The sequence below is a fragment of the Agromyces sp. NPDC058126 genome (genome assembly GCF_042884595.1).
Classification (GTDB): Bacteria; Actinomycetota; Actinomycetes; order Actinomycetales; family Microbacteriaceae; genus Agromyces.
Window position 1 is genome coordinate 339,117 of record NZ_JBHVTS010000005.1, and the last position, 25,847, is coordinate 364,963.

At 71.2% G+C, this 25,847-nt stretch carries 22 protein-coding genes and 1 tRNA gene; 18 read left to right on the forward strand and 5 right to left on the reverse strand.

Annotated features, from left to right (window positions below; all coding sequences use genetic code 11):
• The first annotated feature begins 2 nt into the window (after positions 1 to 2).
• Positions 3 to 1,031 (forward strand): ketol-acid reductoisomerase, encoded by a 1,029-nt coding sequence (gene ilvC, locus ACFVTR_RS16525; protein ID WP_157424884.1) that lies wholly within the window; start codon positions 3 to 5, stop codon positions 1,029 to 1,031.
• A gap of 228 nt (positions 1,032 to 1,259) precedes the next feature.
• Positions 1,260 to 3,134: a bifunctional metallophosphatase/5'-nucleotidase gene (locus ACFVTR_RS16530; protein ID WP_387039057.1), complete on the forward strand. Its 1,875-nt coding sequence runs from the start codon at positions 1,260 to 1,262 to the stop codon at positions 3,132 to 3,134.
• Between the two features lie 14 nt (positions 3,135 to 3,148).
• Here ACFVTR_RS16530 and ACFVTR_RS16535 read toward each other — a convergent pair whose 3' ends face one another.
• Positions 3,149 to 7,348, reverse strand: a complete 4,200-nt coding sequence (locus tag ACFVTR_RS16535; protein WP_387039060.1) for a BTAD domain-containing putative transcriptional regulator — start codon at positions 7,346 to 7,348, stop codon at positions 3,149 to 3,151.
• Positions 7,349 to 7,462: 114 nt separating this feature from the next.
• Here ACFVTR_RS16535 and ACFVTR_RS16540 point away from each other — a divergent pair, with 114 nt between their 5' ends.
• Positions 7,463 to 7,873: a hypothetical protein gene (locus tag ACFVTR_RS16540; RefSeq protein WP_387039063.1), complete on the forward strand. Its 411-nt coding sequence runs from the start codon at positions 7,463 to 7,465 to the stop codon at positions 7,871 to 7,873.
• 82 nt (positions 7,874 to 7,955) lie between these two features.
• Here the strand turns inward: ACFVTR_RS16540 and ACFVTR_RS16545 are convergent, their stop codons facing one another.
• Positions 7,956 to 8,825, reverse strand: coding sequence for a hypothetical protein (locus tag ACFVTR_RS16545; RefSeq protein ID WP_387039066.1), 870 nt, complete (start codon positions 8,823 to 8,825; stop codon positions 7,956 to 7,958).
• Positions 8,826 to 8,925: 100 nt separating this feature from the next.
• On the opposite strand from ACFVTR_RS16545, the gene ACFVTR_RS16550 reads away from it, so the two are divergent.
• The 4 genes from ACFVTR_RS16550 to serA all read left to right on the forward strand — a co-directional run bounded on the left by ACFVTR_RS16550 (position 8,926) and on the right by serA (position 12,327).
• Positions 8,926 to 9,687 (forward strand): copper homeostasis protein CutC, encoded by a 762-nt coding sequence (locus ACFVTR_RS16550; protein WP_387039068.1) that lies wholly within the window; start codon positions 8,926 to 8,928, stop codon positions 9,685 to 9,687.
• Between the two features lie 9 nt (positions 9,688 to 9,696).
• Positions 9,697 to 10,209, forward strand: coding sequence for a DNA polymerase III subunit gamma/tau (locus ACFVTR_RS16555; protein WP_387039071.1), 513 nt, complete (start codon positions 9,697 to 9,699; stop codon positions 10,207 to 10,209).
• Positions 10,206 to 10,577, forward strand: a complete 372-nt coding sequence (locus ACFVTR_RS16560; RefSeq protein ID WP_387039073.1) for a bacitracin resistance protein — start codon at positions 10,206 to 10,208, stop codon at positions 10,575 to 10,577. Before ACFVTR_RS16555 ends, ACFVTR_RS16560 begins: the two co-directional genes overlap by 4 nt.
• Positions 10,578 to 10,728: 151 nt before the next feature.
• Complete coding sequence (gene serA, locus ACFVTR_RS16565) at positions 10,729 to 12,327, forward strand: phosphoglycerate dehydrogenase (protein ID WP_376947734.1); 1,599 nt, start codon at positions 10,729 to 10,731, stop codon at positions 12,325 to 12,327.
• A 66-nt stretch (positions 12,328 to 12,393) separates the two neighbouring features.
• Here serA and ACFVTR_RS16570 read toward each other — a convergent pair whose 3' ends face one another.
• On the reverse strand, positions 12,394 to 12,957 hold the full coding sequence (locus ACFVTR_RS16570) for a TetR/AcrR family transcriptional regulator (protein ID WP_387039075.1): 564 nt from the start codon (positions 12,955 to 12,957) through the stop codon (positions 12,394 to 12,396).
• 161 nt (positions 12,958 to 13,118) lie between these two features.
• On the opposite strand from ACFVTR_RS16570, the gene ACFVTR_RS16575 reads away from it, so the two are divergent.
• The 8 genes from ACFVTR_RS16575 to ACFVTR_RS16610 all read left to right on the forward strand — a co-directional run bounded on the left by ACFVTR_RS16575 (position 13,119) and on the right by ACFVTR_RS16610 (position 21,209).
• Complete coding sequence (locus ACFVTR_RS16575) at positions 13,119 to 14,681, forward strand: MFS transporter (protein ID WP_387039164.1); 1,563 nt, start codon at positions 13,119 to 13,121, stop codon at positions 14,679 to 14,681.
• Between the two features lie 93 nt (positions 14,682 to 14,774).
• Entirely contained in the window at positions 14,775 to 15,836 is a 1,062-nt protein-coding gene (locus tag ACFVTR_RS16580) for a 3-isopropylmalate dehydrogenase (protein WP_387039077.1), read from the forward strand.
• Between the two features lie 29 nt (positions 15,837 to 15,865).
• Positions 15,866 to 16,981, forward strand: coding sequence for a branched-chain amino acid aminotransferase (locus ACFVTR_RS16585; protein WP_387039080.1), 1,116 nt, complete (start codon positions 15,866 to 15,868; stop codon positions 16,979 to 16,981).
• A complete protein-coding gene (locus ACFVTR_RS16590) occupies positions 16,978 to 17,454 on the forward strand; it encodes a GNAT family acetyltransferase (protein WP_387039081.1) in 477 nt (158 codons plus the stop codon). Before ACFVTR_RS16585 ends, ACFVTR_RS16590 begins: the two co-directional genes overlap by 4 nt.
• A 46-nt stretch (positions 17,455 to 17,500) precedes the next feature.
• A complete protein-coding gene (locus ACFVTR_RS16595) occupies positions 17,501 to 18,055 on the forward strand; it encodes a hypothetical protein (RefSeq protein ID WP_387039082.1) in 555 nt (184 codons plus the stop codon).
• Positions 18,056 to 18,297: 242 nt separating this feature from the next.
• Entirely contained in the window at positions 18,298 to 19,800 is a 1,503-nt protein-coding gene (locus tag ACFVTR_RS16600; protein WP_387039084.1) for a DUF222 domain-containing protein, read from the forward strand.
• Positions 19,801 to 19,886: 86 nt separating this feature from the next.
• Entirely contained in the window at positions 19,887 to 20,660 is a 774-nt protein-coding gene (locus tag ACFVTR_RS16605) for a fumarylacetoacetate hydrolase family protein (protein WP_387039086.1), read from the forward strand.
• A gap of 9 nt (positions 20,661 to 20,669) precedes the next feature.
• Positions 20,670 to 21,209, forward strand: coding sequence for a group III truncated hemoglobin (locus tag ACFVTR_RS16610; RefSeq protein ID WP_387039088.1), 540 nt, complete (start codon positions 20,670 to 20,672; stop codon positions 21,207 to 21,209).
• A 37-nt stretch (positions 21,210 to 21,246) separates the two neighbouring features.
• Here ACFVTR_RS16610 and ACFVTR_RS16615 read toward each other — a convergent pair whose 3' ends face one another.
• The gene (locus ACFVTR_RS16615) at positions 21,247 to 22,305 is read right to left on the reverse strand and encodes an aminotransferase class V-fold PLP-dependent enzyme (protein ID WP_387039089.1); all 1,059 of its coding nucleotides are present in this window, start codon (positions 22,303 to 22,305) and stop codon (positions 21,247 to 21,249) included.
• 81 nt (positions 22,306 to 22,386) lie between these two features.
• On the opposite strand from ACFVTR_RS16615, the gene ACFVTR_RS16620 reads away from it, so the two are divergent.
• The 3 genes from ACFVTR_RS16620 (at position 22,387) to ACFVTR_RS16630 (ending at position 25,124) form a co-directional block, all read left to right on the forward strand.
• Positions 22,387 to 23,349, forward strand: coding sequence for a LysR family transcriptional regulator (locus ACFVTR_RS16620; RefSeq protein ID WP_387039091.1), 963 nt, complete (start codon positions 22,387 to 22,389; stop codon positions 23,347 to 23,349).
• A 10-nt stretch (positions 23,350 to 23,359) separates the two neighbouring features.
• Positions 23,360 to 24,874 carry a glutamate--tRNA ligase gene (gene gltX / locus ACFVTR_RS16625; protein WP_387039092.1) on the forward strand — a complete coding sequence of 505 codons (1,515 nt, stop codon included), beginning with the start codon at positions 23,360 to 23,362 and terminating at the stop codon, positions 24,872 to 24,874.
• A 178-nt stretch (positions 24,875 to 25,052) separates the two neighbouring features.
• Positions 25,053 to 25,124: transfer RNA gene (locus ACFVTR_RS16630), tRNA-Gln, on the forward strand.
• A 70-nt stretch (positions 25,125 to 25,194) separates the two neighbouring features.
• Here the strand turns inward: ACFVTR_RS16630 and ACFVTR_RS16635 are convergent.
• Complete coding sequence (locus tag ACFVTR_RS16635; RefSeq protein ID WP_387039094.1) at positions 25,195 to 25,791, reverse strand: TetR/AcrR family transcriptional regulator; 597 nt, start codon at positions 25,789 to 25,791, stop codon at positions 25,195 to 25,197.
• Positions 25,792 to 25,847: the final 56 nt, after the last annotated feature.

Here is a 25,847-nt window from a genome sequence, read left to right on the forward strand (position 1 = left end):
CAATGGCTGAGATGTATTACGACCAGGACGCCGACCTCTCGATCGTCCAGGGCAAGAAGGTCGCCGTCATCGGCTACGGCTCGCAGGGCCACGCCCACGCGCAGAACCTGCGCGACTCGGGCGTCGAGGTCGTCATCGGCCTCAAGGAGGGCTCGAAGTCGATCCAGAAGGCCGAAGAGGCCGGCTTCGAGGTCAAGAACGTCGCCGACGCGGCCGCCTGGGCCGACGTCGTCGTCATCCTCGCGCCCGACCAGTACCAGCGCCACATCTACGCGGAGTCGGTGCGCGACAACCTCGTCGAGGGCAACGCGCTCGTCTTCGGCCACGGTTTCAACATCCGCTTCGGCTACATCGAGGCGCCCGCGGGCGTCGACGTGATCCTCGTCGCGCCGAAGGCGCCCGGCCACACGGTGCGCCGCGAGTTCGTCGCCGGTCGTGGCATCCCCGACATCATCGCGGTCGAGCAGGACGCGACCGGCACCGCCTGGGACCTCGCGAAGTCGTACGCCAAGGGCATCGGCGGCACCCGCGCCGGCGTCATCAAGACGACCTTCACCGAGGAGACCGAGACCGACCTGTTCGGTGAGCAGGCCGTGCTCTGCGGCGGCACCTCGCAGCTCGTGCAGTACGGCTTCGAGACCCTCGTCGAGGCCGGCTACCAGCCCGAGATCGCCTACTTCGAGGTGCTCCACGAGCTGAAGCTCATCGTCGACCTCATGTGGGAGGGCGGCATCGCCAAGCAGCGCTGGTCGGTCTCCGACACCGCCGAGTACGGCGACTACGTGTCGGGCCCCCGCGTCATCGACCCGTCGGTCAAGGAGAACATGAAGGCGGTGCTCTCCGACATCCAGGACGGCACCTTCGCGAAGCGCTTCATCGCCGACCAGGACAACGGCCAGAAGGAGTTCCTGGAGCTCCGCGCCAAGGGCGAGCAGCACCCGATCGAGACCACCGGCCGCGACCTGCGCAAGCTCTTCGCGTGGAACTCGTCGGACGACGACGACTACGTCGACGGCGAGGTCGCTCGCTGACGCTCGCGTCCTCACGCGTCGACGCAGCCGCGCGACACTGCGCCCATGGCGCACCGACTGTGTCGGCGCGGCGCGACGGCGAGGTCGCTCGCTGAGCGTCTCATCCTTCCAACGGCCCGCCCCGGAACACTCCGGGGCGGGCCGTTCGCCGTCGTGCGCGAATGAGCACGACGAATTCGCCGTCGACCCCTTGCCACGGGGCATCCCACCGTGGTCGTATTCGGTGGCATGAGCGAACTCTCACATCGTCACCCCGAACCCGCCCCTCGCTGGTGCTCGTGCGCCGTGCCCGACGATGACGTCGCGGCCACGCCCTCCGGTGTCTCCCGACGCAACGTCCTGATCGGTGCGACCGCCGCGAGCGCACTCGCCGCCGCCGGATGGGCGGGCCCCGCCCAGGCCGCACCGAACGACAAGACCGTGACGATCACGGTCATGGGCACCTCCGACCTGCACACCAACGTCGTCAACTGGGACTACTACAAGGACGCGACGTACAGCGACAGCGGCGGCAACGTCGTCGGCCTCGCCCGGGTGGCGAGCGTCGTGAAGCAGATCAGGGCCGATCGCGGGGCCGACCGCACCCTGCTGTTCGACGCCGGCGACACGATCCAGGGCACGCCGCTCGGCTTCTACTACGCGACGGTCGAGCCGGTCACCGAGACCGGGGCGATCCACCCGATGGCCGCGCAGATGAACGCACTCGGCTACGACGCCGTCGCGCTCGGCAATCACGAGTTCAACTACGGCCTCGACTTCCTCGACCACTGGATCTCGCAGATGGACGCACCGGTGCTCGCGGCGAACGCGGTGCACGCCGGAACGAAGGTGCCGAGATTCACCCCGTACACGATCACCACGCTGAAGGTGAAGGGCCGTCCGCCGATCCGGGTCGGCGTGCTGGGGCTCACGAACCCGGGCGTCGTCATCTGGGACAAGGCCAACGTGGACGGCCGTGTCGAGGTGCAGGGGCTCGTCGAGGCGGCGGCGCGCTGGGTGCCCGTGATGCGCTCGAAGGGCGCCGACATCGTCATCGTGAGCGCGCATTCCGGCGACAGCGGCACGTCGTCGTACTCCGGCGGCCTGCCGGTCGAGAACGCGGCCGCGCTCGTCGCCGAGCAGGTCGCCGGCATCGACGCGATCCTGTTCGGCCATGCGCACCGCGAGGTGCCCGAGCGCTTCGTCACGAACCTCGCCACGGGCAAGCAGGTCATCATGAGCGAGCCGAAGAACTGGGGGCAGCGCGTCAGCGTGTTCGATCTCGGACTCGAGTTCGAGAAGGGGCGCTGGCGGGTCGCGACGAGCAAGGCCGTGACGGTCAACACCAACACCGTCGTCGACGACCCCGAGTTCGTGGCCCTCGTGCGCGAACAGCACGACGCGGTCGTCGACTACATGAACTCGGCGGTCGCCACCTCGACCGAGGAGATGCTCGCCGCCGAGTCGTGCTGGAAGGACACGGCGATCCTCGACTACGTCAACGAGGTGCAGACCGAGACGGTGCGCGCCGCGGTCGCGGGCACCGCAGAGGCATCCCTGCCGATCGTCTCGATCGCCGCCCCGTTCAACCGGGCCGCGAGCTTCCCGCAGGGGTCGGTGACGATCAAGGACGTCGCCGGGCTCTACATCTACGACAACACGCTCATGGCGTCGGTCCTCACCGGGAAGCAGATCAGGGAGTACCTGGAGTTCTCGGCGGAGTACTTCAAGCCCGTCGCCCCCGACGCTCCGATCGACCCGGCCGCGTGGACGAACGCCCCGACCCCCAGGGCCGCGTCGACCCCCGACTACAACTACGACCAGTTCTCGGGCGTGGAGTACACGATCGACCTCTCGAAGCCGATCGGGCAGCGTATCTCGCCGCTCACGTACGACGGCGCGCCGGTGGCCGACGACCAGCGGTTCCTCGTGGCGGTCAACAACTACCGCCAGTCGGGCGGCGGCGGGTTCCCGCACATCGCCACGGCGCCGGTCGTCTACAACGCGCAGGTCGCCATCCGCGAGGCGATCGTGGCGTACGCCTCAGCGGCCGGGACGATCGACCCGCCGAGCTTCCACGTCGAGAACTGGAAGCTCGTGCGGAACGGGGTGCCGGTGTTCTGAGCGGCCGGCCCCGGTCAACCGCAGGTGGACCGGGGCCCGTCGAACCCGGGCAGGTAGGTGCGCCATTCCTGCTCCGTGAGATTGCGCCCGGCGATGCGGCACACGGCCTCGAACTGGTGCTCGGGCTCGAGATCCCAGATCATGATGCCCTCGGCGACGGTGACGGCCATCTCGCCTCCGTCGGGGCGGACGGCGGCGTCGACGAGCCCCGGCGAGTCGATTGGGAACGGCTCGCCGAGGCGGACGCCGCGCGGGAACTCGAAGAGCGACGCGGACTGGTCGGCCGCGCGCACGAGCACGAGGCGCGCGTCGGAGCTCACCGACACCACGCCGAGCCCGCCCGCCGTACCGGCCAGCGCGACCGGGTCGTCGCCGTCGATGTCGGCGAAGCGGGTGATGCGATTGTCGCTGAACGAGATCATGCCGCCGTCGGCCAGCAGCACGGTGACGTACAGATCGTTGGTGGCGAGACGCTCGCCGGTGCGCGCGTCGAAGACGGTGTGGCGCGTCACGCCGGGGAAGTACGTGATCGACACCTCGCGCCCGTCGGGGCTCTCGGCGACCCCCATGACCCCGAACCTGCCCTCGAAGCCGTGGAACGACGGCCCCTCGATCTCGCCCGTCGACGCGTCGACGCCGACGACCCAATCACCGTCGCGGGCGACGTAGAGGCGACGTCCGTCGAGCGACGGCCACCAGCGGTACGCGTCGCGGGGCAGTCCGGCGACGACCTGCCTCGTGTCGGCGTCGATGAGGACGGGGCGATCTCGCGCCACCTCCCAGCCCGTGAGCCGCCCGCCGGCCGCCCAAGCGAGCCCGTCGAACGCGTCCCCCAGCGAGGTCGCCGAGCCGTCGGCGGTGTCGATCATCGCGGTCTCCCGGACCTCGTCGCCGCCCGCCTCGGCTCGCGGGCGGGCGAGCAGCGTGCTTCCCTCGAACGCGTACCCGCCTGTCGCGATCCAGCCGGGCGCGATGAGGCGGTTCACCGGCCCGCCGCCGTCGAGCCGCCAACGGGAGATCGCTCCACGCCCGACCGCGATCGTGACGAGCTCGGCACCTTCGTCGATCGTCGTGATCGACCCGACGGTGCCGAGCAGTGCGTCGAGCTGACGGGTGGGGTGCCCGTCGTCGAGCGAGTACCCCTGGATGCGGCCGAACATGCCTGCGCAGTAGACGGCGCTGGTCGGCTCCGAGACGGCGATCCACGCGCACGCGCCCGGGATGCCCTCGGGGAGGGCTGTGGCCCATCGCGTGCGACCGGTGACGGGGTCGATGGCGACGACGGCGGCATCGCCGGCAGCCAGGACCTCGCCATCGGCTCGGATCGTCATCGCGGCGTGGGCCGATCCTGGCGGTACCGCGATCGTACGGACGACCTCTGCGGTCGTCGGATCGACGATCTCGAGGCGGCCGTCGACACGTCCGACGTACACGAGCCCATCCTCGTCGAAGGCGAGCGTGGCCGACGGTCCGGCCTCGGTGTTCGCCTCGCGCGCTGCCGTCCGCTCGCCGTCGATGCGCTCGACCGTGCCGTCGGCCACCGAGACGAGCCGGACGCTGCCGTTGTCGAAGTCGGCGATTGCGACGACCTCGCCCGTCCGATCGAGGGCGAGCGCGCCGACGCCGATGCTGGTGCCGACCCCCACGTCCACGCGGAGCGGACCCAGGAGGCGACGGCCGTCGTCCAGATCGACGACGACGAGGGTCGATGACGCGGTCGAACCGGTATGCGCCGAGCCGGTTTCCGGATCGGTGTCTTCGCCCCACAGCACGGCACCGACTCGGCCGTCGCCGCTGACGCCGACGAGACGGCTCTGACGCTCCGTCCTGAAGCCGAGGTCGAGTTCGCGCACGAGCGAGGCGTCGTCGAGCTCGCGCACCGCCAGCCCGCCGTCGTCGCTCGAGATGAGGGCGGTGAGGGTTCCGGGGATCACCGCGCCCACGGCTTCGCCCGCGTCCTCGGTGAACGCGTTGCCGAGGAACCCGCCGACGCCGCTCACGATGCCCATCAGTCCCGCGTGCGTGCGCGCATCGTCAGGCCAGCGACGGTACGCCTCCGCCGCGAGCAATGCCGCGACATCCCGCTCCGAGCCGCGCAGTGACAGTGCCTTGCCGACGAGTGCCTCGATCGCGGCGTCGTTCCGCCGGAGCTCGGCTTCGCCGGCGTTGTAGCCGGCGAAAGCGCTGGCGCCGACGAGCGCGACGATGAGCACCCCGGCGGCGATCAGCAGGCTCCGCAGGCGACGATTCTGTCGGCGGTCGGTCTTCGCGCGCTCCTCGAGCGCTCGGCGGTCGGATGCCTCGTGCTCGGCCGATGCGGCGAGGAACTCCGTCTCGACCGCGGTCAGCGAGCGGTCGGCGCCGTCCGCCCATTCGAGCGCGGCCTCCAGGCGGGCGCCGCGGGCGAGGTCCTCGTCGAGACGGTCGCCGGTGTCCCAGGCCTCTGCGGCGTTGGCGACCGCGTGCATGGTGCGAAGACCCGCCGCATCCTGCTCGAGCCAGCTGTGCAGCCTCGGCCACGCATCGGCGAGCGCCTCGTGCGCGACGACCACGACCGACTCGTCGGCGCTCACGAGCCGGGCGTCCGACAGCCGTGCGAGCACGCGCTCGCGAGTCTCGTCCTCGTGCAGCACGCTCGTCGGCAGGCTCCGCCTGACGGGGGTGCCGTCACTGCCGAGCGCGACGAGCCGCAGCATCGTCGCTCGGCAGACCTCGCGCTCCTCGGGCGACATCCGGCGGTACATGAGGTCGGCCGACTGGGCGATCGCACCGGAGAGCCCGCCCGCATCCTCGTAGCCGGCGACGGTGAGCGTCGCGCCGTCGCGCCGCAGCCAGGTCTCGACGAGCGCGTGGGAGACGAGCGGCAGCACGCCCGGCCGACCGGCGGCGTCGCGCAGGATGAGTTCCGCGAGCCCCGCCTCGAGTCGCAGTCCGGCTGCCGCGGCTGGGCCCTCGATGGCCTCGCGCAGCTGCTCGGCTCCCATGGGAGGCACCAGCTGCACGCCGCCCGCGAAGAGGCCGGCGAGGTGCGGCAGGGCCGCGCAGTCGTCGAGGTGGTCGCTGCGCACCGTGGCGATGACGGTTCCGCCGGCGTCGATGAACCGGGCGATCCCGCGGCCGAATGCCTCGATCTCGTCGGGGCGGAGACCGAGGTGCAGCAGCTCCTCGAACTGGTCGATGACGAGCACGTCGCATGAGCCCTGCCGGCCGAGGCGATCAGACAGCGCGGCGGTGATGCTGCGCCGGGGGAGGAGCACATCGACGCGGTGGCTGCGCCGCCGCAGGGCGGGCACGATGCCGGCCCTGATGAGCGACGACTTGCCGCAGCCGCTGGGGCCGACAAACGCCACGAACCTCGAGTGCTCGAGCCGGGTCAGACCGGCGGCGACCTCGCGGTCGCGTCCGAAGAACTCCCGCTCGTCGTCGGCGTCGAAGGCGTCGAGCCCGCGGTACGGGCAGTCCGCATCGACCGAGAGACCCCTCACGGGTGCGGCGAGGGCTGCGTCGTGCCGGAGGATCGCGCCCTCGAGCTCCGACAGCCGGTCCGACAGCTCGATGCCGAGGTCCTCGTCGAAACGCCGGCGGGCCTCCCGGATCGCGGCGAGGGCATCCGCCTGACGGCCGCTGCGGTAGAGCGTCGTCGCGAGCAGCTCCCATCGTCGCTCGCGGAGCGGCGAGTTCCGCACGAGCAGTTCTGCGTCGCCGACGAGTTCGGAGCTGCGACCGAGCGCGAGGCGGCTCGACAGCAGCTCCTCCTGTGCGAACTCGCGGAGCTCGTCGAGACGGTGCGACTCGGCCGCGCCCGGTGGCCAGTCGGCCAGTTCCGGGTAGGCGGAGCCCCGCCATAGTGCGAGCGCCTTGACGAGGGCGGCTTCGGCGCGGTCGGGTGCGCCGGAGCCCATGTGGCGCAGTCCGGCGGCGACGAGTTGTTCGAACTCCGCCGCGTCGACACCGTCGTCGGGAATCTCGACCCGGTATCCATCCGGGCTCGTCGCGATCCGGGGTGAGCCCGGATGGCGGCGAAGCCGCGCGATGGCGATCTGCACCTGCTTGGCCCACGTGGCGGGCGGCTGCTCACCCCACACCGCATCGGCGAGTTCGTCGGGCGCGACGGTGCTTCCGGCTCTGAGGACGAGTGCGGCGAGGAACGCCCGCTCCCGCGGGCTGATCGGGACACCGTCGAGATCGAGCGTCCCGAGGACGCGAACGGTCACGTGAGCAGTCTGCGCGTGCGCGGACGCCACGGTCAATCCCCGATCCGAGGGGTGGATACCGGACGGATACTGGTCGGGCGCCGAGCGGATACCGGCGCGGGAGACGGTGAGGTCATGAACACCGCATCGAACACACCTCGCCGGCGGGTCGGCACGACCGCCGTCGCTTTCGCCCTTCTCGCGGGCGTCGGTCTCGCCGGTTGCTCCGACGGCGCAGCGCCCGCGTCGGAACCGGATCGCGGGTCCGGGTCGGCCTCGGTCGCGACCGTGCCGCTCGACGTGCAGCGTGCCCGTAACCTGCTCGTGAACGACGACGATCCGCGCGGCCTCCACGGAGACGCCAGCTCCGGCGTTCCGGCATCGGTGGACACCGATACGGAAGAGGTCCGCCCCGGAATCCGTCCGGCCGAGCCGCACGGGCTGCGGAGCGATCCGACGCTCACCAAGCTGCCGCGATCGGAGCGCCGCACGGTGAACGACGACGATCCGCGAGGCCTCCACGATCTCCCCACGAACGGGTGGTGATCGTGCCGAGTCCGAGCGCAGAGACCACGACGGCCCGCACCGGGGGAGCCGGGCGGGCCGTCGTTCGCGGTCGCGGGGAGTGCTACTCCGCGGCGGGCGTCTCCTCCGTGGCATCCTCATCGGCGGGCACGTCGCCCTCGGCGGGCGCCTCGTCGGCGGGGGCGTCGACGTCGGCCATCACAGCGTCGACCTGCTCCTGCGTGTAGCCGCAGTAGTTGACGGCCTCGCGCTCCCAGTAGCTGACGAGGCGGTCCTTGCCGGCGGCGTGCGCCTCGGCGACGGTGCCCTCGTAGATCTGGCCGTCCTGCGACTCCTTGTTGACGTCGGGCACGTCCTCGCAGACGTGGAACACCTTGCCCGACTTCGTCCAGTAGACGAGGTCCTCGCCGGTGAGCTGGGCGACGATGTTCGACTCCTCGGTGTACTGCTCGACCGACGGCGGGGCGTAGTCGACGCCGAGGGCGATCGCGCCGCCGCCGATGACGATCGCGATGATGCCGGCGAGCGCCTTCTGCTTGCCGTCCATGTCCTTGTTCGTGAAGATCAGGATGATCAGCGGCAGGAACGCGATCACGGCGATGATGGCGCCGAGCTGGTTCTGCACGAAGAAGCGGACCTTGTCCTCCTTCGACGCTGGGTCGAGGCGGTTCGCCTGCTTCCAGAGCAGCGAGCCGCCGATCGCGAGCGCGCCGATCACGACGATGAGCGTGATCAGGAGCCACATGACGACCGGCACCTGCCGGAGCACCCAGAAGATCGTGAACGCCTCGCCGGCGATGGCGAGGAGCCACAGGCCGCCCGCGATGAGCCGGAACCGCAGCGCCTTCTGCTTCGCCTCGGGCGTCGGCGTCCACGTGGGCGCCGCGGTCGTCGTCGCCGTCGATCCGGCCTCCGCCGCCTGCCCCTCGGGCGTCTCGACCCGTACGATCTTCTTCTTGCGCTGCTCTGCCACGTGGCCCCCTCCTGTTGTGTGCCGCGATGAGCATATTGGACGGGCGGCGTCGGGGGACAGAGCGCCGCCGAGGGTTCGCGCGGCGGGTACGCTGTCGAGAATGGTCGCCTCCCCGCTCCCCGTCGAGATCGCCGTTCAGGATGCCGCGGGCACGCGCATCGCCCTCGCGAACGGCGCCGCACGCATCGAGCTCTGCCAGGCCCTCGGCCTCGGCGGGCTGACGCCCTCGGCCGGGCTCGTGGAGGCAGCGGTCGACCTCGCCCGCGACGCCGGTGCGACCGGCTTCGTGCACGTGCTCGTGCGCCCGCGCGGTGGCGGCTTCGTGTACGACGCCGACGAGCAGGACACGATCCTCCGCGAGATCCGGGCGGCGGTCGCCGCCGGTGCCGACGGCGTCGTCGTCGGTGCGCTCACCGAGGGCGGCGAGCTCGACCTCGACGCGATCGCCCGCTTCGTCGAGGCGGCCGGCGCGGCCGAGGTCACGGTGCATCGCGCGGTGGACGCCTCGGCCGACCCGCTCGGTTCGGTCGCCGCGCTCGCGGGGCGAGGCGTGCGCCGCGTGCTCACCTCGGGCGGTGCGCCCGACTGCCGCGCCGGGCTCGAGGCCCTCGCCGAGATGGCGAGTGCTGCGGCCGGCCGCATGCAGATCATGGCGGGCGGCGGCGTGAAGCTCGACGACATCCCGGCGCTCGCCGCGGCCGGGGTCGACGCGGTGCACCTGTCGGCGCGGGGCCGGGCGCTGCGGGGCGGCGCGAGCGGCCCCGGCGGCGGGGTCGACGGCTTCGACGAGACGGACGCCGCACTCGTCGCCGCCGCGATCGCGGCCGCGTCGGCCGTCCCCGCGACACCCCCGCTTGGCTAGGCTGGAGCCATGCGCCCCGACCCCGATGCCGACGACGACGCCCTGCGCTGGGAGGGCGACGACGACGCCACCCTCGCCCCCGGCTGGAAGGCCGTCGGCACCCCGGTTCCGCTGAAGGGCGCGGCGACGACGGCACCCCGGACGGGCGCCGGCTCGGACGCGGACGCAGGCACCGGCACCGGCACGGATGCGGGCACCGAGGAAGGCGACGACACCGTCGCACCCGCCGGTGGCGCGCAGACCGGCTCGGTCGAGCTCGTCGTCCTCGGCGTGCTCGGCGGGGTGTACCTGCTCTACACGATCGGCTGGATCATCACGGCGCTCCGCACGGCGACGCCGGGCATGAGCGTCGTCGGCGACTTCATGTACAGCCTCGGCCTCTGGCTCGCGGTGCTCGCCGCCCCGCTCTGGTTCGTGCTCGCGCTGCGCGGAGCGCGCACCGCCCGCTCGCGGCTCGCCTGGCTCGTGGCCGGGGCCGTCGTGCTGGCGCCGCTGCCCTTCATCTTCGGAGTGACCGCATGACCGCCGCATCCGCCGTGCCTGCAGGCGCCGAGCCCGAGGCATCCGCCGCCGGCCCGGCCCTGCCGCTCTGGCTCGACGTCGCCCTCGCCGTCGCGTTCGGGCTCTTCTACGCGTTCGACGTGTGGGAGGTGGTCGAGAGCATCGTGCAGCTGCTCGGCATCGGCCTGTCGTTCTCCGTGGCCGGATGGGCCGTCATGATCGTCGCCCTGCTCGCGCCGCTCGCGTGCTTCGCGGTGGCGTTCGCGTTGGGGCGGCGCCGAGGCATCCTCGCGCGCATCGCGCTGTACTTCGCGGGCCTCTGCGTCTCGGCCGCGCTGTTCCTGAGCCTGACGGTGCTGCTCGGCCAGGTCGGCGGCGTCGTCGTCTGAGCCGTTCGCCGGCTCGGCGACGTCGCGAGCCGTCACAGTACGTGATGGCGCGCAACACTCCAGTATGGTTGGCGGGGTAACGGCGCCCCCACTGGCGTAGGCGCTCCTCCCCGCGCGCCTTTCCGCGCGCATCGCTCCGAAGGAACCGTTCGTGTCAAAGCCGGTCGTGCTGATCGCCGAAGAACTCTCGCCCGCCACCGTCGACGCCCTCGGGCCCGACTTCGAGATCCGTCAGGTCGACGGCACCGATCGACCGGCGCTCCTGTCGTCGCTCGCCGATGCCGACGCCATCCTCATCCGATCGGCGACCCAGGTCGACGCCGAGGCGATCGCCGCAGCTCCCAAGCTCAAGGTCGTCGCGCGTGCGGGTGTCGGCCTCGACAACGTCGACGTGAAGTCGGCGACGACGGCCGGCGTCATGGTCGTGAACGCGCCGACGTCGAACATCATCTCGGCCGCCGAGCTCACGATCGGCCACATCCTGAGCCTCGCCCGCCACATCCCCGCCGGGCACGTCTCGCTCTCGGCCGGCCAGTGGAAGCGCTCGTCGTACACCGGCACCGAGCTCTACGAGAAGACCGTCGGCATCATCGGCCTCGGCCGCATCGGCGCCCTCATCACCGCGCGCCTGCAGGCGTTCGGCATGGAGGTCATCGCCTACGACCCGTACATCACCGCCGCCCGCGCGCAGCAGCTCGGCGTGCAGACGGTCTCGCTCGACGAACTGCTCGAGCGCAGCGACTTCGTGACGATCCACATGCCCCGCACGCCCGAGACGCTCGGCATGATCGGCACCGAGCAGCTGAAGCAGATGAAGAAGACGGCCTACGTCGTGAACGTCGCCCGCGGCGGCCTCATCGACGAGCAGGCGCTGCACGACGCGCTCGTCTCCGGCGAGATCGCCGGCGCCGCGCTCGACGTCTTCGTGCAGGAGCCGCCGCGCGAGTCGCCCCTCATCGGCCTGCCGAACCTCATCGTCACCCCGCACCTCGGCGCCTCGACCGACGACGCGCAGGAGAAGGCCGGCATCTCGGTCGCGAAGTCGGTGCGCCTCGCGCTCGCCGGCGAGCTCGTGCCCGACGCGGTGAACGTCGCCGGCGGCGTCATCGACCCGTACGTGCGCCCCGGCATCCCGCTCGTCGAGAAGCTCGGCCAGCTGTTCTCGGGCCTCGCGCACGGCGAGCACGGCGGCCTCACGAGCCTCGACGTCGAGGTGCGCGGCGAACTCGTCGACTACGACGTCAGCGTGCTGAAGCTCGCCGCGCTCAAGGGCGTGTTCACGAACGTCGTCTCCGAGTCGGTGTCGTACGTCAACGCTCCGCTCCTCGCCGAGCAGCGCGGCGTGCAGGTGCGGCTCATCACCGAGGCCGACAGCCCCGAGTACCGCAACGTCATCACGCTGAGCGGTGCGCTCGCCGACGGCACCCAGGTGTCGGTGTCGGGCACCCTGACCGGTCCGAAGCAGACCGAGAAGCTCGTCGGCATCGACGGCTACGACCTCGAGGTGCCGATCGCGAAGCACCACATCGTCATGAGCTACACCGACCGCCCCGGCATCGTCGCGGTCTACGGCCAGGAGTTCGGCGAGGCCGGCATCAACATCGCCGGCATGCAGATCGCCCGTCGCGAGGCCGGCGGCACCGCGCTCAGCGTGCTCACCGTCGACTCGCCGGTGCCCGCCGAGGTGCTCGAGCGGGTGCGCCAGGCGATCGACGCGAAGGTCTTCGTCGAGATCGACATCACCGAGTAGCACTCGATCGGTCGGATGCCCCGGCGAGACGCCCCTCGCGGGGCGCGCGCCGGGGCATCCGTCGTCTCAGCGGCCGTCGGCGACGAGGCGTTCGAGCAGGGCGACGAGCGCGTCCATCTGCTCGGGGGTGAAGTCGCCCGCGCTCGCGGCGTCGTCGACGGCCTCGGCCCGCAGGGCGGAGTGGTAGTAGAGGCCGTCGCCGATGAGCGTGATGGCGATGGCGAGGGCCGGGTCGGAGACGTACCGGCCGAGCTCGGCGAGCCAGCGCTCGCGGACCTCCTCGATGGCCTGCCCGGCCTCGCGGTCGCCGCCCTGGGCGAGTCGTACGGTCGCGATGAAGCTGCGGTCGAGGGCCGTCTCGATCTCGAGCGAGGACCGCACGAAGTAGGCGATCGGCCCCTCGGGAGCCTCCTCGATGCGGGTGACGTCATCGTCGACGAGGCGGTGCAGTCGCTCGATGAGCCCGGCGATGAGCGCGTTGCGCGAGCCGAAGTGGTAGAGCAGTCCGCCCTTCGACACCCCGGCCTCGCGGGCGGTCGCGTCGAGGGTGGCGGCGCGCTCGCCGTCGGCGATGATCAGGCGCTCGAACGCATCGAGCACTGCTTCGCGAGCGGCTGGGGGACGGGCCATGAGTCGATTCTCCCTGAACGGCGGCGATCACGTGCCGGCGACCTTGACGGCGCGCGGCTTGCTTCTGTTACTATACCAACTAGACGGTATAGAAACTGAGTGAAACCATGACCGAACAGACGGCCACCACGACCCCGACGACCGATTCGTCGACCACCCCGATGACCGACGCGACGCCTCGCGCCGCCGCGAAGCGCACCCGCGCCGCGGTCCGCGCGACCGCCTCGGGCCGCGCCCCGCGCCGCGCCTGGATCGCGCTCGCGGTGCTCATGCTGCCCGCGCTCCTCGTGTCGATCGACAACACGGTGCTGAGCTTCGCGCTGCCCGAGATCTCGCGCGACCTCGCGCCCACGGCCGCCCAGCAGCTCTGGATCATCGACGCCTACCCGCTCGTGCTCGCCGCCCTGCTCGTCGCGATGGGCAGCGCCGGCGACCGCTGGGGCCGTCGCCGCATGCTCATGATCGGGTCGATCGGCTTCGCCGTCGTGTCGGTCGGTGCGGCATTCGCCCCGTCCGCCGAGCTCCTCATCGCCGCGCGCGCCGCGCTCGGCTTCTTCGGCGCGATGCTCATGCCCTCGACGCTGTCGCTGCTGCGCTCGATCTTCGCCGATCGCGAGCAGCGCCGCCTGGCGATCGCGATCTGGGCCTCGGCGTTCGCCGCGGGCAGCGCCCTCGGCCCGCTCGTCGGCGGCATCCTGCTCGAGCACTTCGCCTGGGGCTCGGTGTTCCTGCTCGCGGTGCCGGTGCTCGTGCCGATGCTCGTGCTCGTGCCGCTGCTCATCACCGAGAGCCGCGACCCGAACCCGGGCCGCATCGACGTCTGGAGCATCCTGCTCTCGCTCGCGACGATGGCGCCGATCGTCTTCGGCATCAAGCACCTCGCCACCGAGGGCCTCGACGCGGCCGGGCCGCTCTTCATCCTCGTCGGCCTCGCGGCCGGCTACCTGTTCGTGCGCCGCCAGCTCGCGAGCGAGGCGCCGATGCTCGACGTGCGCCTCTTCACGGTCGGCCCGTTCGGCGGCGCCGTGCTCGTGAACCTGCTGAGTGTCATCTCGCTCGTCGGCTTCCTGTTCTTCGTGTCGCAGCACCTGCAGATCATCGCCGGGCTCTCGCCGGTCGAGGCCGGGCTCGCCCTCCTGCCGGGCCTCCTCGCGATGATCGTCGCCGGCCTCGTCGTGGTGCCGATCTCGCGGCGGGTCGCCCCGAGGCTGCTCGTGCCCGCGGCGCTCACCCTCTCGGCGGGCGGCTACCTCGTCGTCGCGTTCGGTGCGTCCGAAGGATCGCTCGGCGCGGTCATCCTCGCCTTCACGATGCTCGGGATCGGCATCGGCATGGCCGAGACGGTGTCGAACGAGCTCATCCTCTCGAGCGCGCCGGCGTCGAAGGCGGGCGCGGCCTCCGCGGTCTCCGAGACGGCGTACGAGCTCGGCGCGGTGCTCGGCACCGCGGGCCTCGGCAGCATCATCGCGGCGCACTACGCGAGCGCCATCGATCTGCCCGCCTCGCTCACGGCGGCGCAGATGGATGCCTCGCGCGAAACCCTCGCGGGCGCGGCGGTGGTGGCGTCCGAGCTGCCCGCCGCGCAGGCCGAGGAGCTCATGCACGCGGCGGCGGTCGCCTTCGACGGTGGAGTGCTGGTGACCTCGCTCATCGGCGTCGGCCTCATGGTCGTGGCCGCGGCCATCGCAGCCCTGACGCTGCGCAATCCCTCGCATCAGGACTGAGCGCCGGGTGCCGGCTTGCCGTGCCCCGTCATGGAACGGGGCACGGCGGGCGACGGCAGTACGCTGGAGGGGTTGTCGCACGAAGGAGTATTCATGGGTCGAACGGTCAAGCTCGCGGTCATTCCCGGTGACGGGATCGGCCCCGAGGTCGTGGGTGAGGCGCTGAAGGTGCTCGACGCGGTCACGGCCGGGGGCGACACCGTCTTCGAGCAGACGCCGTTCTCCCTCGGTGCGGCCCGCTACCTCGAGACGGGCGACGTGCTCACCGACGCCGACCTCGACGCGATCAAGGGCAACGACGCGATCCTGCTCGGCGCCGTCGGGGGAGTGCCGGGCGACCCGCGCCTCGCCGGGGCGAACATCGAGCGGGGGCTCCTCCTGAAGCTCCGATTCGAGCTCGACCACTACGTGAACCTCCGCCCGTCGGTGCTCTACCCGGGCGTCGTGAGCCCGCTCGCGAATCCGGGCGACGTCGACTTCCTCGTCGTGCGCGAGGGCACCGAGGGCCCGTACGTCGGCAACGGCGGCGCGATCCGCGTCGGCACCCCCGCCGAGGTCGCCAACGAAGTCTCCGTGAACACCGGCTACGGCGTCGAGCGGGTCGTGCGCTACGCCTTCGCCGCCGCGAACGCGCGCCCCCGCAAGAAGCTCACCCTCGTGCACAAGACCAATGTGCTCGTCTTCGCCGGCTCGTTGTGGAAGCGCACGGTCGACGCCGTGGCATCCGAGTACCCCGACGTGACCGTCGACTACCTGCACGTCGACGCCGCGACCATCTTCCTCGTCACCGATCCTGCTAGATTCGACGTCATCGTCACAGACAACCTCTTCGGCGACATCCTCACCGACCTGGCCGGCGCGATCAGCGGCGGCATCGGCCTCGCAGCCTCGGGCAACATCAACCCCGACGGCCGATTCCCGAGCATGTTCGAGCCGGTGCACGGTTCGGCTCCAGACATCGCCGGGAAGGGCATCGCCGACCCCACCGCGGCCATCCTCTCCGTCGCCCTCCTGCTCGACCACCTCGGTCTCGCAGCGGCCTCGGCGAAGGTCTCGCGGGCGGTCGCCGCCGACATCGCCGAACGCGGCGGGGCGACGCGCACGACCTCCGAGGTCGGCGACGCGATCGCCGCCCGCATCGGCGCACTCGACTGATCAAGCGCAAGCGCATCGAAGGACATCTCATGACGATCAACCTCCCGCTCCAGGCCCCCTCCGCCGCCGGACTCATCTGGCAGACGGTCCGCAACGAGAACGCCAAGTCGCCCGAGGAGCGCGAGGCGATCCTCGCCGACCCCGGCTTCGGCAATCACTTCACCGACCACATGGTCGACGTGTGCTGGTCGGAGAAGGGTGGATGGCACCGCCCCCGCGTCACGCCCTACGGCCCGATCCAGCTCGACCCGGCCGCCGCCGTGCTGCACTACGCGCAGGAGATCTTCGAAGGCATGAAGGCGTACCGGCACGCCGACGGCTCGATCTGGACCTTCCGCCCCGAGCAGAACGCCGCCCGCATGCAGCGCTCGGCGAAGCGCCTCGCGCTGCCCGAGCTGCCGAGCGACATCTTCATCGAGTCGCTGAAGAAGCTCATCGCGGTCGACGCCGACTGGGTGCCGTCGGCGCCCGAGACGAGCCTGTACCTGCGGCCGTTCATGTTCGCGAAGGAGGCGTTCCTCGGCGTGCGCCCGGCGAAGAAGGTCGCGTTCTACGTGATCGCGAGCCCCGCGGGCGCCTACTTCCACGGCGGCGTGCAGCCCGTGTCGATCTGGCTGTCGACGAACTACGCGCGTGCCGGCAAGGGCGGCACCGGTGCGGCGAAGACCGGCGGCAACTACGCGTCGAGCCTGCTGCCCCAGGCCGAGGCGGCCGAGCACGGTTGCCAGCAGGTGCTCTTCCTCGACGAGGGCAAGTACCTCGAGGAGCTCGGCGGCATGAACGTGGTGCTCGTCTACAAGGACGGCACGCTCGTGACCCCCGAGTCCGACTCGATCCTCGAGGGCATCACGCGCGACTCGGTGCTGCAGCTCGCGAAGGACCGCGGCCACGCGGTCGAGAGCCGCAAGGTGACGATCGACGAGTGGCGCGAGGGCGCGGCATCCGGCGACATCGTGGGCGCCTTCGCCTGCGGCACCGCTGCGGTCATCACGCCCATCGGCCGCATCCTCGCCGAGGACTTCGAGATCGTGCACGAGGGCGACGCGGCCGCCGAGCTGGCGCTCTCGCTCCGCGAGGAGCTCACGGGCATCCAGTACGGGCGAGTCGAAGACCGCCACGGCTGGCTGCTGCGCCTCGACGCGTGAGCGAAACGCTCCACGACGACGCGACGGCCGGATCGACCTCGATCCGGCCGTTCGTCGTCGACGACACCGAGGCCGTCGTCGCGCTGTGGCGTGCCGCGGGCCTCGTGAAGCCGTGGAACAACCCGTACCTCGACATCTCGCGGAAGATGACGGTGCAGCCCGAGTTGTTCCTCGTTGCCGTCGCGAGTGACGCGACCCTCGTCGGCACGGCGATGGTCGGGTACGAGGGCCATCGCGGCTGGGTGAACTACCTCGCCGTCGCCGACCCCGCGCGCGGCACCGGACTCGGCCGCCGGCTCATGGCCGAGGCCGAGCGCCTCCTCGTCGAGCGGGGATGCCCCAAGCTCAACCTGCAGGTGCGCACCTCGAACACCGAGGTGATCGCGTTCTACGAGCGCCTCGGATACGCGGTCGACGATGCGGTGAGCCTCGGCAAGCGGCTGATCGAGGATGCCTCGCCGGCGGGGCGCTGAACCATTGGTCGTTGTCAACGCCTCGTCGACTCGGGAGACTTGACGCATGACCGGAAGACCCCGCCAACGGCTCGCTGTCGGGTGGTACATCCTGGTGGCGGGTGTGGTCGTGCCGGCTGCGGAGTTGGCGTCCGGTCTGCTGGGCAATCCGGTCTGGATCGGCGTCACCACCTTCGTCCTCGTGGCGGTGGCGTTCGCCTGGTTCGCACTTGCGTTCTTCGGAACATCTTGGGCGCGGGCTCGCCTCAGGGAGCTGCTGGCAGGCCAGGAGAACGGAATGGGCTTCATCGGAATGATGTGGTCCGGCCTCGAGCCGCAGGAAATGGTCGTCGTCGTCGCGGGGGAGTCGGGATTCTCGATTCATGACCGATCCGATGCGATGTTCGAGCTCGCTCCCGACGAGATCCGGAGTATCCGCGTCGACTCGAGCGGAGCGACCGATGATCCGCTGATCGTCATCGCTCTCCACGACGAACGAATCATCCGTGTTTGCCCGATGGCGAGGTTCGGACTGTTCCGCCCTTCATACTCGAAGACCGACAGGATCACCGAGAACCTCAACGCGTTGAGGGTGGGGCGGGCCCCGCACCCGGCTCCATGAGCTGCAGAAGCGGTAGGTGTGCGCGCGCGACCGGCCTCGACAACGGTATCGATGGGGTGGTCGGTCGACGATGAGGCGAGCCTCAGTGGGCGGTTGATCGAGGATGCCTCGCCGCGGGCCGCTGACGGCTCGACTCCTTCTCCACAAGGGGCGTCCAGGTCGAGTTATCCACATCTGAATACCTGATCAGATCTAGATTCTGCTCGAGCTCGAATGTCGGTGGGTGGCGGCAGGATCGAAGCATGACGAACCCGCTCGCCGCCCTCGAGAGTCATCTCGACGCGCTGCGCGCCGAGTGGGCGGGGGCTGCGCCCGCGTTCGGCGCAGTGGTCGAGGCCGGTGCCGAGCGGGGGCTCGACGACGTCGTCGCGATGAGCGATGCCGGTCTCGTCCGTGTGGTCGAGGTCGCGGGCGGGCTGCGTCGTCAACTCGATGCGGTGCTCGCGGCGCTCGCCGCCGAGGTCGACCTGCGCAGCGACGCCGCGTTCGGTGCCGAGGGGCTCGCGAAGCGGCACGGGCAGCGCAACGCGATCCAGCTCGTCGCCTCGACGGTCGGAGCGACCGCACGGCAGGCCGCGATGCTCGTGAGGGTCGGAGCCGCGAGTCGACCGCGCGCGTCGTTCACAGGGGAGCCGATGCCGCCGCGGCGGCCGGCTGTGGCAGGTGTCCTCGCGAGCGGGGCGATCGGCCTCGAGGCGGCCGATGCGATCTGCACCATGCTCGACCGAGTGGCTCCTCGCACGAGCGCCACGCGTGCCGCCGCCTACGAGGTCGAGCTCGCCGCCTTTGCGACGTCGGTGCCGCACTCGTTGTTCCAGCGCGCGCTGACGCACGCTGAGGCGCGGCTCGATCCAGATGGCGTCGCTCCGCGTGACGAGGCGCTGCGCGAGCAGCGCTCGCTCACGATCACCGAGGAGGCGTCGGGCATGGTGCGGCTGCACGGGCGGTTCGACGTCACGGCCGCGGCACCGATCAAGGCTGCGGTCGAGCACCTGGTCTCCGAAGTGCTGCAGCGGCGGCGTCGGGCGACTCCAGGCGACGGCACCGACGGCGATGGTCCGGTCATCGACGACCGGCGCTCCATCCCGCAGTTGCAGGCCGACGCGCTGGCCGATCTCGCCAGGCATGCGCTCGGTTGCGCTGAGATGCCGACGGTGTCGAAGACGACGGTCGTCGTTCGCCTGCATGCCGATGCGCTCGACGCGCCGTTGCCGTCCGAGCACGTCGATGCCGCGATCGGAGGAGCGGTCGACGCACGCGCCGACCGTGTCGTGCACGGCGCTGCCGCACGCTCGACCACATCGCGCAGGCTCGGCTCGATCGATGGGTTCGATCGAGTGATGTCGGCAGCGATGCTTCGGCGGATGGCGGCCGATGCCGAGCTCATTCCGATGGTGCTCGGTGGGCGCAGCGAACCGCTCGATGTCGGCAGAGCAAAGCGCCTGTTCACCCGGGCGCAACGCCTCGCCCTCGCCGAGCGCGACGGCGGGTGCGCGAGCTGCGGTCGCAACATCGGCTACGTCGACGCCCATCACATCAGGTGGTGGGAGCGCGACACCGGCCCGACCGATCTCGACAACGGGGTGCTGCTCTGCACCCACTGCCATCACCAGGTGCATCGAGACGGCTGGCGCATCTTCGCGAGTCGGCACGAGATCTGGTTCATTCCACCGCCGCATGTCGACCCCGGGCAGCGACCTCGACTCGGAGGGCGAGCGCGGTTCGAACTCCGCGACGCCGCGTGAGGGGTGCTGGCGGCGCGCCCACCATGGTGTGCGACGAGGGCCTGCCGTCCAGCCCTCGCACACCACCCGCCGATAGGCTTGATCTCATGAAGATCGCGCGGTTCAGCCATGGTGAGACCATCTCGTTCGGCATCATCGACGAGGAGGAGCACGAGCTCGTCGTGCTGAAGGCCGACCCGATGTTCGCGGGCTACGAGCCGACCGGCGAGCGGGTCGCGCTCGCCGACGCGAAGCTCCTCGCGCCGGTGATCCCGCGGTCGAAGGTCGTCGCGGTCGGCAAGAACTACCACGACCACGCCGCCGAGATGGGCGGCACCGCCCCGACCGAGCCGCTGCTGTTCCTGAAGCCGAACACCTCGGTGATCGGCCCCGACGACGCGATCGTGCTGCCGCCGCAGAGCGAGCAGGTCGAGCACGAGGGCGAGCTCGCGGTCGTGATCGGCCGCATCGCGAAGAACGTGAGCGAGGCCGATGCCGAGCAGGTGATCTTCGGCTACACGATCGCCAACGACGTGACCGCCCGCGACCTGCAGCAGCGCGACGGCCAGTGGGCCCGCGCGAAGGGCTTCGACTCGTTCTGCCCGCTCGGGCCGGTCATCTCGATCGACGTCGACTTCGAGAACGGCACCATCGAGACGAGTGTCAACGGCGTGCGCAAGCAGGAGGGGCGGCTCGCCGACCTCGTGCACTCGGTGCCCGCGATCATCGCGCACGCCTCGAGCGTGTTCACGCTGCTGCCGGGCGACGTCATCCTCACCGGCACGCCGGCGGGCGTCGGCCCCATCGTCGACGGCGACACCGTCGAGGTCACGATCTCGGGTCTCGGCGTGCTCTCGAACCCGGTGCGCTCGGCGAGCTAGCAAGGCGTCATGGGCGAGCAGGGCGCGGGGCACGGGGCGGAGGTCACCGGCAGCTCCGGCGACCCCCTGACGATCGAGCCTGCGCCGGGCGACGGGCACCACGACCTCCGCGACCGCGACGACCTCGTCGCACTCATCGAGGCGTTCTACCTGCGGGCGTTCGCCGACCCGCTCATCGGGCCGATCTTCACCGACGTCGCGAAGATGGACCTCGCCCACCACCTGCCGATCATGTGCGACTTCTGGGAGTCGGTGCTCTTCGACGCCGGCACCTACCACCGCAACACGCTCGCGCTGCACGTCGCGCTCGACGCGAAGCATCCGCTCACCGAGGCCCACTTCGACCGCTGGCTCGTGCTCTGGCGGCAGACCGTCGACGACGGGTTCAGGGGTGAGGTCGCCGACCGCGCGAAGGTGCAGGGCGAGCGCATCGCCGCCTCGATCCGCCGCCGCCTCGCTGGCGGTACCGGCTCGGCGTACGAGACGATCACGACGCGTGAGCGGCTCGAGGAGGAGGGCACGATCGACGGGCCCGGCGCCGACGGCTGAGCCCGAGCGTCGGCTAACTGCGCCCGGCAGCCCGAGCTCAGCGCCGCAGGCTGAGGTGCGCGGCGCTGCCCATCACGGCGTCGGCGGCGCGCGAGACATCCTCGTCGTCGTTCCAGAGGTGGAACGCGACGCGTGCCCGGCCGGCGCGACCCGACGCGACGAGCCCGGCGGTCGTCAGCGCCGCGAGGTCGCAGCCGGTCTCGTCGGGCCAGGTGACGATCGCCGAGTCGGAGGCGGCGAGCCCGATCCGCTCGCGGAACGCGTTGGCGAGCCCCACGTCGTGCCGCTGCACGGCGGCCATGTCGAGTGAGGCGGCGAAGCCGAGTGCGGCGTCGGCGCCGGCCCATGCGTGCCACGCGGGGGAGACCTCGAAGCGGCGCGCGCCGTCGGCGAGGTGCAGTTCGGGCCCGTAGCACGACGCCCACGGGTCGGTGCCCGAGTACCAGCCCGCGGTGTGCGGGGTGAACGACTCGACCGCCCGGTCGGAGATCGCTGCGAAGGCCGCACCGCGGGGGGCGCCGAGCCACTTGTAGGCGTGGCAGACGACGAGATCGCCGGTGACGTGGTCGGTCGGCATCCAGCCGGTCGCCTGCGTCGTGTCGACGAGCGTCAGTGCACCGGCGTCGCGGGCGGCGGCGGCGACGGATGCCTCGTCGGCGATCTCGCCGGTCGCCGACTGCACGAGCGAGTACGAGACGAGCCAGGTCGACGGGGTGACGGCGTCGGCGAGGGCGTCGAGCGGCACGTGCCGCACGTCGAGGTCGCCGCGCGCGAGGAACGGGGCGACGACCGACGAGAAGTCGCCGTCGACGCACAGGATCTCGGCGCCGGCCGGAGCGGCGGCGGCGGCGAGCCCCGCGAACACCGAGACCTGAGAACCGGTCGCGATGCGCTCGGGGGAGGTGCCGAGGAGGCTCGCGGCGTGCCCGCGGGCGCGCTCGAGGGCGGCCGAGTAGTCGGCGGCGGTGGCCGCGCCGAGCGACCAGCGCTCGAGGTCGCGGCGCACGGCGTCGCGGGTGACGTCGGCCGGCAGGCCCAGGGTGCAGGCGGCGAGGTAGCCGCGGCCTGCGGCGAAACGGTCTCGGAGGTGGTGCATGACTCCAGCGTCGAACAGTTCGAATCATTCGACAAGAACCAGTGTTCGATGACATGCATAACCAACGCTTATGATGCTGGCATGTCGGATGCCTCGATCGACGCCCTCGCGGCCGCCCTCGACCTGCAGACGGTGCGGGTCGTGCGCCGCATCGCCGAGCACGGCTCGCTCACCGCCGCCGCCACCTCGCTCGGCTACAGCCAGCCCGCGGTGAGCCAGCAGCTCCGCCGCTTCGAGGAGCGCACGGGCATCGCCCTCGTCGAGCGCGTCGGCCGAGGCATCCGCCTCACCGAATCGGGGCGCGTGCTCGCCCGCCATGCCAACGACGTCGCGACCGCCCTCGAGGCGGCCGCCGGCGAGCTCGCCGAGCTCCGGGGGCTCCGCGCCGGGCGGGTGCGCCTCGTCGCGTTCCCGTCGGCGTCGGCGACGCTCGTGCCCCGGCTCATCGCCGCGCTCGCGGCGGAGCATCCGGGCGTCACCGTCACCTACGTCGAGGCCGAGCCGCCCGAGGCGGTCGCCGCCGTGCGCGCCGACCGCGCCGACGTCGCGATCACCTTCAGCTATCCGGGCGACCGCGACGACCCGCACCGCGCGAGCGCACGCGGCCTCGACGTGCGCGGCTACGGCGAGGAGCCGATGCAGCTCGTGCTGCCTGCGGGGCACCCGGCCGCGGCATCCGACCGCATCGAACTCGCCGCTCTCGGCGACGAACCCTGGATCGCCGGCTGCCCGCGCTGCCGCGGGCACCTGCTCGAGCTCGCGGATGCCGCGGGATTCACGCCGCGCATCGCCTTCGAGACCGACAACTTCGTCGCCGTCGAGGGCATGGTCGCGCAGGGGCTCGGCGTGGCGCTGCTGCCGGCGCTCGCGCTCGCGGCGTCGCCGCGGCATCCCGACGTGGTCGCCCGGCCGACCGCGCGCGCCGACGTGCGCTCCCTGCACCTCGTGACCGCGCAGGGCGCCGGGCGGGTGCCCGCCGTCGCGGCCACCCTCGCCGCGCTCGATGGCCTCGCCGGCGAGCGGGCCGCGCGCACCGCTCGGTAGCATTGAGGCGATGTCCGAGTCAGCTCACCCCTTCACCCAGGCCACCGGCAGCGATGTCCGTGTGCGCTTCTGCCCCTCACCGACCGGCACGCCGCACGTCGGCCTCGTGCGCACCGCCCTGTTCAACTGGGCCTATGCACGCCACACCGGCGGCACCTTCGTGTTCCGCATCGAAGACACCGACGCCGCGCGCGACAGTGAAGAGAGCTACGAGATGATCCTCGACGCGCTCACCTGGCTCGGCCTCGACTGGGACGAGGGCGTCGGCGCGGGCGGCCCGCACGAGCCGTACCGGCAGTCGCAGCGCGCCGGCATCTACGCCGAGGTCATCGAGAAGCTGAAGGCCTCGGGCCACGTGTACGAGAGCTACTCGACCGCCGAGGAGATCGACGCTCGCAACGAGGCCAACGGTCGCCCGAAGCAGCTCGGCTACGACAATTTCGACCGCGACCTGACCGACGAGCAGAAGGCCGCGTTCCGCGCCGAGGGCCGCGAGCCCGCGCTGCGCCTGCGCGTGCCCGAGGTCGACCTCGGCTTCGACGACCTCGTGCGCGGCGAGATCAACTTCCCCGTCGGCAACACGATCGACTTCGTCGTGGTGCGCCCGAACGGCGCGCCGCTGTACACGCTCGTGAACCCCGTCGACGACGCGCTCATGGGCATCACGCACGTGCTTCGAGGTGAAGACCTGCTCTCGTCGACGCCGCGCCAGATCGCGCTGTACCACGCGCTCATCGACATCGGCGTGACCACCTTCGTGCCGCGATTCGGCCACCTGCCCTACGTCATGGGCGAGGGCAACAAGAAGCTCTCGAAGCGCGACCCCGAGTCGAACCTGTTCCACCACCGCGACCGCGGCTTCATCCCCGAGGGGCTGCTGAACTACCTCGCGCTCCTCGGCTGGGGCTTCTCGGCCGACCGCGACGTGTTCAGCCGCGACGAGCTCGTCGCCGCCTTCGACGTCGAGAACGTCAACCCGAACCCCGCCCGCTTCGACCTGAAGAAGGCCGAGGCGATCAACGGCGACCACATCCGCCAGCTCGACGTCGCCGACTTCGCCGCGCGCACCGTGCCGTACCTGCAGGCCGCGGGTGCCGTCTCGACGCCGATCACCCCTGGCGAGGAGGCGATCCTCGCCGAGGCCGCCCCGCTCGTGCAGGAGCGCATCAACCTGCTCGGCGAGGCGCCCGGAATGCTCGGCTTCCTCTTCACCGACGCCGACTCGCTCGAGTTCGACGAGGCCGCCGTCGGCGCACTGCCGGCCGACGCGCCCGCCGTGCTCGCCGCCGCGCGCAACGCCCTCGACGCGCTGCCCGCCGAGGCGTGGACGATCGCCGAGATCGAGGAGGCGCTGCGCGCCGCACTCATCGACGGCCTCGGCCTCAAGCCCCGTGTGGCCTTCGGCCCCGTGCGCACGGCCGTCTCGGGCCGTCGCGTCTCGCCGCCGCTGTTCGAGTCGATGCAGATCCTCGGCAAGGTCGACTCGCTCGCGCGCGTCGACCGGCTCGCCGCGCTCATCGGCTGATCTCCGCGGTCTGCCGCAGCATCGCTGCACGAGACGGATGCCCCGGGGTTCGCCCCGGGGCATCCGTCGTCTCGGCCGGTTCGAGACCCCCTCGAGCCGCTGAGACCCGCTCAGTTTGGCGGGTGCGACTCGGTAGGCTACAGTTGACTCTCGGCGCGGAACTCCGGTTCTCGGCCATTGGGGTATGGTGTAATTGGCAACACGGCTGATTCTGGTTCAGTTGTTCTTGGTTCGAGTCCAGGTACCCCAGCAGTGAGAAACCCCCGGTTCGCCGGGGGTTTTCGTGTTTCTGGCGGTCAGTGGCGAGTCAGCCCGTTGCCTCAGCCGCGCGCGGCGGCCGTGCCCAGTTGCTCGAACAGCACCGCGTCGACGAGCGCCGCCGCCTGACCTGGCTGATACTCCGCGCGGCGGAGCGCCCGCAGGATGAACGCGCCGATGAGCGCATCGATGATGAGCTCGATCGAGGCCGTCGGGGCGAGCTCGCCGCGTTCCTGCGCGACCGCCAACCGCTCGGCGAGGAGGCGCGTGGCGGGATTGGCCTCGTCGAGGCGATGGCCGACGACGGCATCCTCGGCGGCCGCGGCGACGAGGTAGCGGGTCAGGGCGGTGGCTTCGGGATTCTCGGTGAGCCCGAGGGTCGGCTCGAGCCAGGCGACGAGGTCGGCGCGGAGGTCACCGGTGTCGGCCGGCAGGGGAGTGGGCAGCACGATGGCGCCCTCGAGCAGGGCGTCGGCGATGAGCGCGCTCTTCGACGGCCACCACCGGTAGATCGTCGGCTTGCCGACGCCGGCGTCGGCTGCGATCCCCTCGATCGTGAGCTGGTCCCACCCGCGTTCGGCGAGCTGCGCCGCGGTCGCCTGCAGGATCGCCACTCGCGCCTTCTCACTTCGGACGGCCCCGCGTCGTCGCTCGGTCATGGTCACACCGTAGCGGCACTATTCACAAAACGCTCCGTTACGTAATATGAATGCGT